Origin of the sequence: Bartonella jaculi, from assembly GCF_039543045.1 — a bacterium.
Classification (GTDB): domain Bacteria; phylum Pseudomonadota; class Alphaproteobacteria; order Rhizobiales; family Rhizobiaceae; genus Bartonella; species Bartonella jaculi.
Genome location: NZ_BAABIZ010000023.1, coordinates 12,417 through 19,520, shown reverse-complemented (window position 1 = coordinate 19,520; position 7,104 = coordinate 12,417). Strand labels below are relative to the sequence as shown.

The following is a 7,104-nucleotide window of genomic DNA, read 5'->3' as shown; positions in this document are numbered from 1 at the left end:
CAGAGCAGACCTTAGCTTTGCCAAAAGAGGCTGTTGTCATTGTCCAGCCATACACCAACAATGCACCATTCATTTTTGGTTATTCGTGTCCTGTTGAGCCAAAGCCTCTCGCACCACGCTGTTCGGTGCCGTTTGGGGTTTGGCCGCTGTCTTTTTGATCGGATGCAATCTCGCAAACATTAACCTGAATAACCGGTGCAATGACTGTTTGTGCAATACGCATGCCGCGTGTAATGGAGAAGTCTTCTTGTCCTAAATTGATAAGAAGAACTTTAACTTCACCACGGTAATCACTGTCAATTGTTCCGGGAGTGTTTAGGCATGTAATACCATGCTTTAAGGCTAAACCAGAGCGTGGACGTATTTGTGCTTCAAACCCCGGCAAAAGATGAAAGACAAGACCCGTGGGAATAAGGGCGCGCTGCCCAGGAGAAAGCACAACTGTTTCTTCTTGTGCAAGTGCTGCGCGTAAATCAAGACCAGCGGAGCCCGCTGTGGCATAGTGTGGAAGTTCTAAACCTTGCCCATGCTCAAGGCGTTGGACCGATAAGATCGCTGTTTGTGAAAGCTGAGGAGATACATCCGATTGAGAGGGGCTCTTTTGGCTGTTCAGGTGCGTGTAAGGCATGGTTAAAGCATCTCCAAAATATAAAAAACAAACACAATTCTAACAAAAGATTTTTTCCAAAACAAGCAAGGAAAAGTCTCTGGATAGAGAGAGTATGTTCTTTGCTTGTTGTGGAAAGTGTCTGCTTCATGTTGGTAGGTCGTTTCATATACTGCCGATCAAAATACCGGTGGCAAAAACTAAGGCTCCTCCAATGATAACCTGTAACGATGCTCGCCAAAAGGGAGTCGACATGTATTTATTTTGAATCCAAACAATGGCCCAAAGTTCAAAAAAGACAATAATAAAGGCAATGACCGTTGCAACGAAAAAGGAGTTGATCAAGTAAGGAAGCGTGTGCCCTAAGCCTCCTAGTGTTGTCATAACACCACTGGCAAGACCTCTTTTAAATGGGGAACCACGACCCGATAATTTTCCGTCATCATGGGCTGCTTCTGTAAAACCCATTGAAAGACCCGCACCAATCGAAGCTGAGAGCCCGATCAAAAAGGTTTGATGCGTATCACCCGTTGCAAAAGCTGCCGCAAAAATCGGTGCAAGGGTGGAAACAGAGCCATCCATTAAACCTGCAAGACCAGGCTGTATCCACGTTAAAAGCGTTTGTTTTTGAGTTTTCGAGGGCTTTTTTATGGTTTGACTTGACGTTGTTTTTTGAGAGGGCGTACGCTGGCGCTTGTTGGTGACAAGAGAAGGCTGCTGACACAATGCTCCTACACCTCTTTGATTCTGACAAGAAAGACACAGAAGCTGTTGGTAATTTTCAAGCTCTTGAATGCCCATTGCGGTAAAAATTGCCGCTTGCTTGGACGAATAAGGCTCTAAAGCTTTTGCGTATTTTAAATAGAGCGCTGCATGCCGCTCTTTTACCTTGAGCATCCGAATCATCATCTTTTGTATTGAACCAAAGGACAGAGTTTTGCGTTGTACAAATGAAAAAAAGGATTTGAACATTTTCTGTTCCTTTGCTCTTTAGAATAATTCTAAGATATAAGAAGAAACAAGCGAAAGTCAATCCAAAATTTCAAAGCCAAAATTTCAAAGCCAAAAAAAACGTTGGTGAAAAACAGCAAAAAAGAAAATAAAATAAGCGCGCAAGAAAACTGTGGGTAAAAAATGAGGCAAAATGTCGTAAATTTTATCAAAGAATCGTTTTTTACAAATGCTTAAAAAAACGCTTTTGCTCAGTTGGATAAAAAGCAGCTAAAAAATGATCGCTTCAAGAGAAAAAATACCATTGCACGGACTCACTTTATAGATAGCTCTCAATAACCACAGTAAAATGTGAAGAATAATCAAACACCTGTGTTGAAAATGTTCCGTAGAAAACCCTCTCAGAGGATTCAAAAGACTTCTTAAAGGAGATTAAAAGAACACCTTACTTAAAAGAATACTTTTCTTAAAAGAGAACCCTAAATGACGAAAGGAGTAGTTGCCTACTCCTCCGTTCCTATCTCCCCTAACGGGGAAGCGGCCACCATTACTGATGCCGTAGATGGTTCTATATATACGTTCATTTTTTTAAAAAGTCAATAGTGCAAACGCGGTAAATATTTCAACATCAAAGCTACAATTTTATCAAATTCTTCTTTTGGTAACCTTGGAATATTTTGCGAGCCACTTAAACGGCTTACGGAAACTGTCGTGACATAATTGCAAATAATCCACGCTTTTTTATGTTCTATCGGAGATTGCAGAGGATAAGCAGCTGGATTATTGGGTTGTGATTTCGTTGTAAAAGGCAAAACCGTAACATTTCCATAGAGTTTTGCACATTTAGAGAGTACCAAAACAGGGCGCTTTTTCCAAAATTCAGGCAATATCGCATCATGCGGAAAGTCACACCAAAAGATCTGTCTAATGCGTGGTGCCGATTTGAGTCGCGGCTTTATATGGGGCGGCTTTTTATAAGGAGCGTTGAGGTCGCTCTCGCACCTATGTTCTCGCCATGCATCATGATCATGTTCCATCATGATATGCGGTTCTTCAAGTTGGCTTATATCTAAAGTGGTGGGAGAGGAAGTTGTAACAGGAGGGGGGACGTTTTTATCCTGAGGCATGATAGACCATTTGTGTTTATTGGTCCCCTCGCTTAATTTGTTTTATAGCTTCTCTTGCTTTGGCTTCTATCAAAATTTTGCTGAAATGTATAGAGAGGTGAAAGAATAAAATGCATTCTATCTGTCTTTTGTCTTTTCAGTCCAACTTTTCAGTCCAATGCTGCCGAGAGGAAGTTAGCAGGAAGGATATGGAGGAGGCTAGCGGGAAGGGAAGGTCATTGTGAGTATCGGTGGGGGAAAAGTATCGGTGGGGCTTGTGTGAGAGCGCTGGTGTGCGTGCTTGGCTGGAAAATATGGGGAGAGAGGCGGGCTTGTTGCTCTTTTGCCGTTATCATTTTGGCCGACTTGTTGGCTGACTTGTTGGGTGATTTGAAAGGAGCCCCTTTGAAGCAATGTAAAGACTGGCAAGCATATAAAAGAGGCTGGCAACGCCATTCCAACCGGCAAATGAAAGAAAAAGAAAGCGCAGTTTTGCTTCAGAACAAGAAGGAGGATGAATGGTGTTTAATCGGCTCAATAGCTGATTGGCGTCTGTTACCATTCTTGCGGAACTTGAACCACAACTAGAAGGCGCAGGCCAAAAGCTATATTCAATACCGGTATGATACAGCGCTAAGACAAGGCTGATGCACATTAAGATAGAAACACAAAAAAATAACAGATGGACCCAAAAAGAGATGCGGGAAAACCACGCCCCTAAACCCGCTAAAATTAAAAAGGGGAGAGAACCATAATACGGAAAACGCTCAATGAGACATAAATCACAAGGAAGGTATCCCCCAATATATTCAAAACCAAGGGCAAGACATATTGTGGCGCTGAGGCAAAAAGCAAGAAAAAAAGCCCATAAACCTTGCTCTTTTCTGCTGGGGGTAAGATAAAAATGCTTTTTTAAAAGAGATTGAAAAGACAAAACACATGTCATTGTGTAGATTCCTTAAAATAAAAGGTGCTTTTTCACCAAAACTATGAAAAAACCATAGAGCAGTAAGAGACTAGCACAACCAATCACAACAATCCATTTCCAATGGTGGATAAGAAAATTCATTGCTTTATGCCCAAAACGCTGAATGAGCCATGCAAGAAGATAAAAACGTGCCCCACGTGCAAAAATACAGATGAGAATAAAAAGCCCAAGATGTACGCCCATGACACCCGCTAAAATCGTCACAATCTTGATCGGAGGAAGGTGAAAAAAGCCTGAGGTAATCAGTAAAATTACCAGAAATTGCAGCGTAGAACTGTTTTGTAGTGCTTGAAAACTTTCAACTTTGCCGTAAAACTCTAAAATCGGTTTGGCGATGCCGTCATAGGCAAAATGTCCAATAAACCAACCAAAAATGCCTCCTAAAACAGAACATACAGTCGCAATAAAAGCATAGCGGTAAGCCCGTTTTACGTGCACAAGAGTCATCGGAATATACAAAACATCTACAGGAATTGGAAAAACAGAACTTTCAATAAAAGCTATAAACCCCAACCAGTGTGGGGCTGTGCGTCGATTCGCTAAAGAAATCGTCCAGAGCTTTAATTTGTTCAAGTTCATGAGATCTTTCATATGCCTAAGTGGTAAAGACTTTACAAATTGTACCCCATAAACCCCATGGGCTTATATCCCATAAAACCCCATGGGGCAAAATATCATCTAAACCCCATGAGGAAAAAAACATTAAGAATTCTTAAAAAACAAGAAGTCTGCTGTTGACGAATCTATTCTTCTTCCTATAGTGCAAAGAAATAATAGGTGACTTTGTCCTTATATGGTCGTGTGCGGGTGTGGTGGAACTGGTAGACGCGCCAGACTCAAAATCTGGTTCCGAGAGGAGTGTCGGTTCGAGTCCGACCACCCGCACCACTTTATATAGGTTTTCCCTTCTTTTTTAGTAGGTGCTAAAAAACATAAAATCCCCTGACAACTTTTGTGTAAGGCTATCAGACTGTTCTCAGATTGTCATGCTGGTGGGGGGTATCAGCGCGGGTTATCATAACGCAACAACCCTGCATTCGAGAGCCTTCAATGTTGCGACAGCTCTTGCCTAGAGGTGACTCATGAGAGCATTTTTACGCCTTTCCTAACAGGTTTTTATCCACACCGCTCACCACGCTTGTGATCTGTAAGCGAGCGGTGTTAAGCTCAGCAACATCAACAGCTTTGAAATGAAAGAAGCTTACGGTATGAAGGGCTCTTATCCAATAGGAAAAACAATGAATTATCACTATAAATCAATGTGTTGCAATGATAAACAATGAACAATAAAGACTGCTCTAAGGCTCTTTTAACTGTTTCTCTCTCCAGCTTTTTTCTCATTCTCTCTATTGTGCTAAGCCCTCTTGTAAAAATAATGCAAAGTTCTCCGTTTTATGCACTTTTGTTAAGATTAAAAAAGATTGCGTGGTGGTCATTTCCCCTTTGTCAAAAACAGAAATGTTTTCAAGACATCATATTTTATCAATAAGGAGCAGGGAGTGATAAAAGATGCATGGTTTATTATGATTTGTTGTAAGCCATTGTTGTTTTGGACGGGATGATAGAGGGTATGGTCAATTTTCCATAATTCTCTTTAAGTGTTTTTAAAGAGCGGTGAAGTCTTTAGGGCTGGGCTGAGCTTGTGCATAGAGCCTAGGAAGTGAAGCGTATGCGTTTAAGCGAGAGGAACCTGCCCCAAAAGAAGCTGGATTGTTTACAGATCCGCAGGGGGCAGAATCTTCGCTCTTTGAGATGTGGGAGGAAAGCCACTAAGCTTGCGTTTTATCAAGCGTGCACGCTTTTCTTGCAAGATGAATGGCAAACTAAAAAGTGATGAAAAAATGAGACACAGCCAATAGAGCAGTGAGAAGAGAGCAGCAAAAACGCGATAGAGATGATCTTATTCAAAAGATCTTTTTGCGCCTTTTTGCATTATTGCTTTTTTATTCAGCACTTCTTTGAGATCTACTGCTGCAAATGTGCAAAGATATACTCTCTTGTAGCCATAAGATGTGCAAATTAAGAATAGCCAAAAAGAGCAAGAACGCTCTCGCTTTCATACCCAGAAACATTCCTTTCAGACTTTGGGAGGGCATGAGCATTTCTTGCATTATTGCTTTTTCTGCTTCTGTAAACTCTGCCATTTTTTGTTTTTTTACCAGCCGTGTTTCCACCCACAGAGGCGTTCCCCTTGCTTGTTGTGTTTTAAGATCTCTTTTGCTAGGTGTGGACTGATGGCGTGCAGATCTTGCCGGCTTAAATAAATGGGTAACCAACCAACACAAGAAGAATGCTCACTTGTCACGCACCCACTTAGAGAGCTCAGTACGCACATCAGCATCACTTTTTTTGTTAATTTCATTTTCCACCTCAAGTCTTGTTGTTGCTGACTTTAAAGCCTTTTCTGTTTGCTTTTGCCGTTCGGCTTTTTTTCCAAGAGTAAAAGCTTTTGCTAAAATCATAAAAACAGCCGCTAAAGCCGTACCGATCATCATTAGATTTTTTTTAAGAGACGAAATCATAAGCGTTGCTCCTGAAACCGTTTAGCAACAAAGACAATTCCCGCACATGCGGCGAGAACCATAATGGCTGCTAGTGCCCATTGAATGGGACCATTGCCTACCAACAAGCCGCCAAGCCCAGAAAACGACCCTATAATTGGTGCAAGTGCTTCCGCTTTGAGAACCCCTGTTGGTGCTTGCGTTTCTACTGTTTGATAATTGGAGGAAATATAAGCCCCTTTCGCCCACAGCCCTGCTTCTGCTGCACGACGGTGGACAAGACCTTGAAGACGTTTGCCACCTGCTTTGGTCCATTTCTGTAATTCAGCAGGGACCGCTTCATAATCGCCTTTATTCAGTTTTTTTAACAGTGTAGAGTTGCAAAAAGCTGCCGTTCCTACATTATAGCAAAAGGATACTAACGCTGCGAACTGCCAAGGGCTCAAAGAAACTTGAACTGCTTGCTCAACAGCGTTTTCATATTGTCTTAAATCTTGGTAAAGAAGTTCTTCTGCTTGTTGTTCAGTGATTTTCATGCCTTTGTGAACAGAATTTTTTCCAACAGCACCTGTATGTCCATAACCTATTGTCCATACACCAATGGCATCTTTATAGGCATTCAAGCGCAAGCCTTCCCATTGTTTAATGAGCGCAAGCCCTTCTGATGATATTTTTCTCATATGCTTCTCCATAAAAAAGCTCCGTTCAAAGCAGAGCTGAATGACATCACTCTAAAAAGTGAATGTTTCCCCACTCTTCAAAAACAAAAAAAGGGGATTTTGAAAAATGAAACCTTGAGGGTGGATGTCGGTGAGGCGGATTTTGGTGGCAGGGGTTGCTTGGTGGTTGGGGTTTGCTTGAAGGCGGCTTTTGCTGATCTTATGCCGATGGGATTGGGGCGTTAGCTGGAGAGCAGCAATAGGGGCGTTGTTGCTGGAGAGTTTCGATTGT

Annotated in this window: 8 protein-coding genes and 1 tRNA gene; 2 read left to right on the top strand and 7 right to left on the bottom strand. The window is 41.9% G+C overall.

Annotated elements, in window-relative coordinates; all coding sequences use genetic code 11:
- Positions 1-79: 79 nt before the first annotated feature.
- From dut to ABD915_RS07330, 5 genes are all read right to left on the bottom strand, one after another.
- A complete protein-coding gene (gene dut, locus ABD915_RS07350; protein WP_345116999.1) occupies positions 80-628 on the bottom strand; it encodes a dUTP diphosphatase in 549 nt (182 codons plus the stop codon).
- 144 nt (positions 629-772) lie between these two features.
- A complete protein-coding gene (locus tag ABD915_RS07345) occupies positions 773-1,579 on the bottom strand; it encodes a VIT1/CCC1 transporter family protein (RefSeq protein ID WP_345116997.1) in 807 nt (268 codons plus the stop codon).
- A 575-nt stretch (positions 1,580-2,154) separates the two neighbouring features.
- A complete protein-coding gene (locus tag ABD915_RS07340) occupies positions 2,155-2,685 on the bottom strand; it encodes a type II toxin-antitoxin system PemK/MazF family toxin (RefSeq protein WP_345116995.1) in 531 nt (176 codons plus the stop codon).
- Positions 2,686-3,016: 331 nt separating this feature from the next.
- Entirely contained in the window at positions 3,017-3,610 is a 594-nt protein-coding gene (locus ABD915_RS07335; RefSeq protein WP_345116993.1) for a disulfide bond formation protein B, read from the bottom strand.
- Positions 3,611-3,622: 12 nt separating this feature from the next.
- Entirely contained in the window at positions 3,623-4,231 is a 609-nt protein-coding gene (locus ABD915_RS07330; RefSeq protein ID WP_345116991.1) for a YqaA family protein, read from the bottom strand.
- Between the two features lie 224 nt (positions 4,232-4,455).
- On the opposite strand from ABD915_RS07330, the gene ABD915_RS07325 reads away from it, so the two are divergent.
- A tRNA-Leu gene (locus ABD915_RS07325) sits at positions 4,456-4,540 on the top strand.
- 1,406 nt (positions 4,541-5,946) lie between these two features.
- Here ABD915_RS07325 and ABD915_RS07320 read toward each other — a convergent pair.
- Together ABD915_RS07320 and ABD915_RS07315 are read right to left on the bottom strand one after the other, a co-directional pair.
- Complete coding sequence (locus ABD915_RS07320; protein ID WP_345116989.1) at positions 5,947-6,174, bottom strand: hypothetical protein; 228 nt, start codon at positions 6,172-6,174, stop codon at positions 5,947-5,949.
- Positions 6,171-6,833 carry a lysozyme gene (locus ABD915_RS07315; RefSeq protein ID WP_345116987.1) on the bottom strand — a complete coding sequence of 221 codons (663 nt, stop codon included), beginning with the start codon at positions 6,831-6,833 and terminating at the stop codon, positions 6,171-6,173. The genes ABD915_RS07320 and ABD915_RS07315 overlap by 4 nt, the downstream gene beginning before the upstream one ends.
- A 99-nt stretch (positions 6,834-6,932) precedes the next feature.
- On the opposite strand from ABD915_RS07315, the gene ABD915_RS07310 reads away from it, so the two are divergent.
- Positions 6,933-7,058, top strand: coding sequence for a hypothetical protein (locus tag ABD915_RS07310; RefSeq protein ID WP_345116985.1), 126 nt, complete (start codon positions 6,933-6,935; stop codon positions 7,056-7,058).
- Positions 7,059-7,104 lie beyond the last annotated feature (46 nt).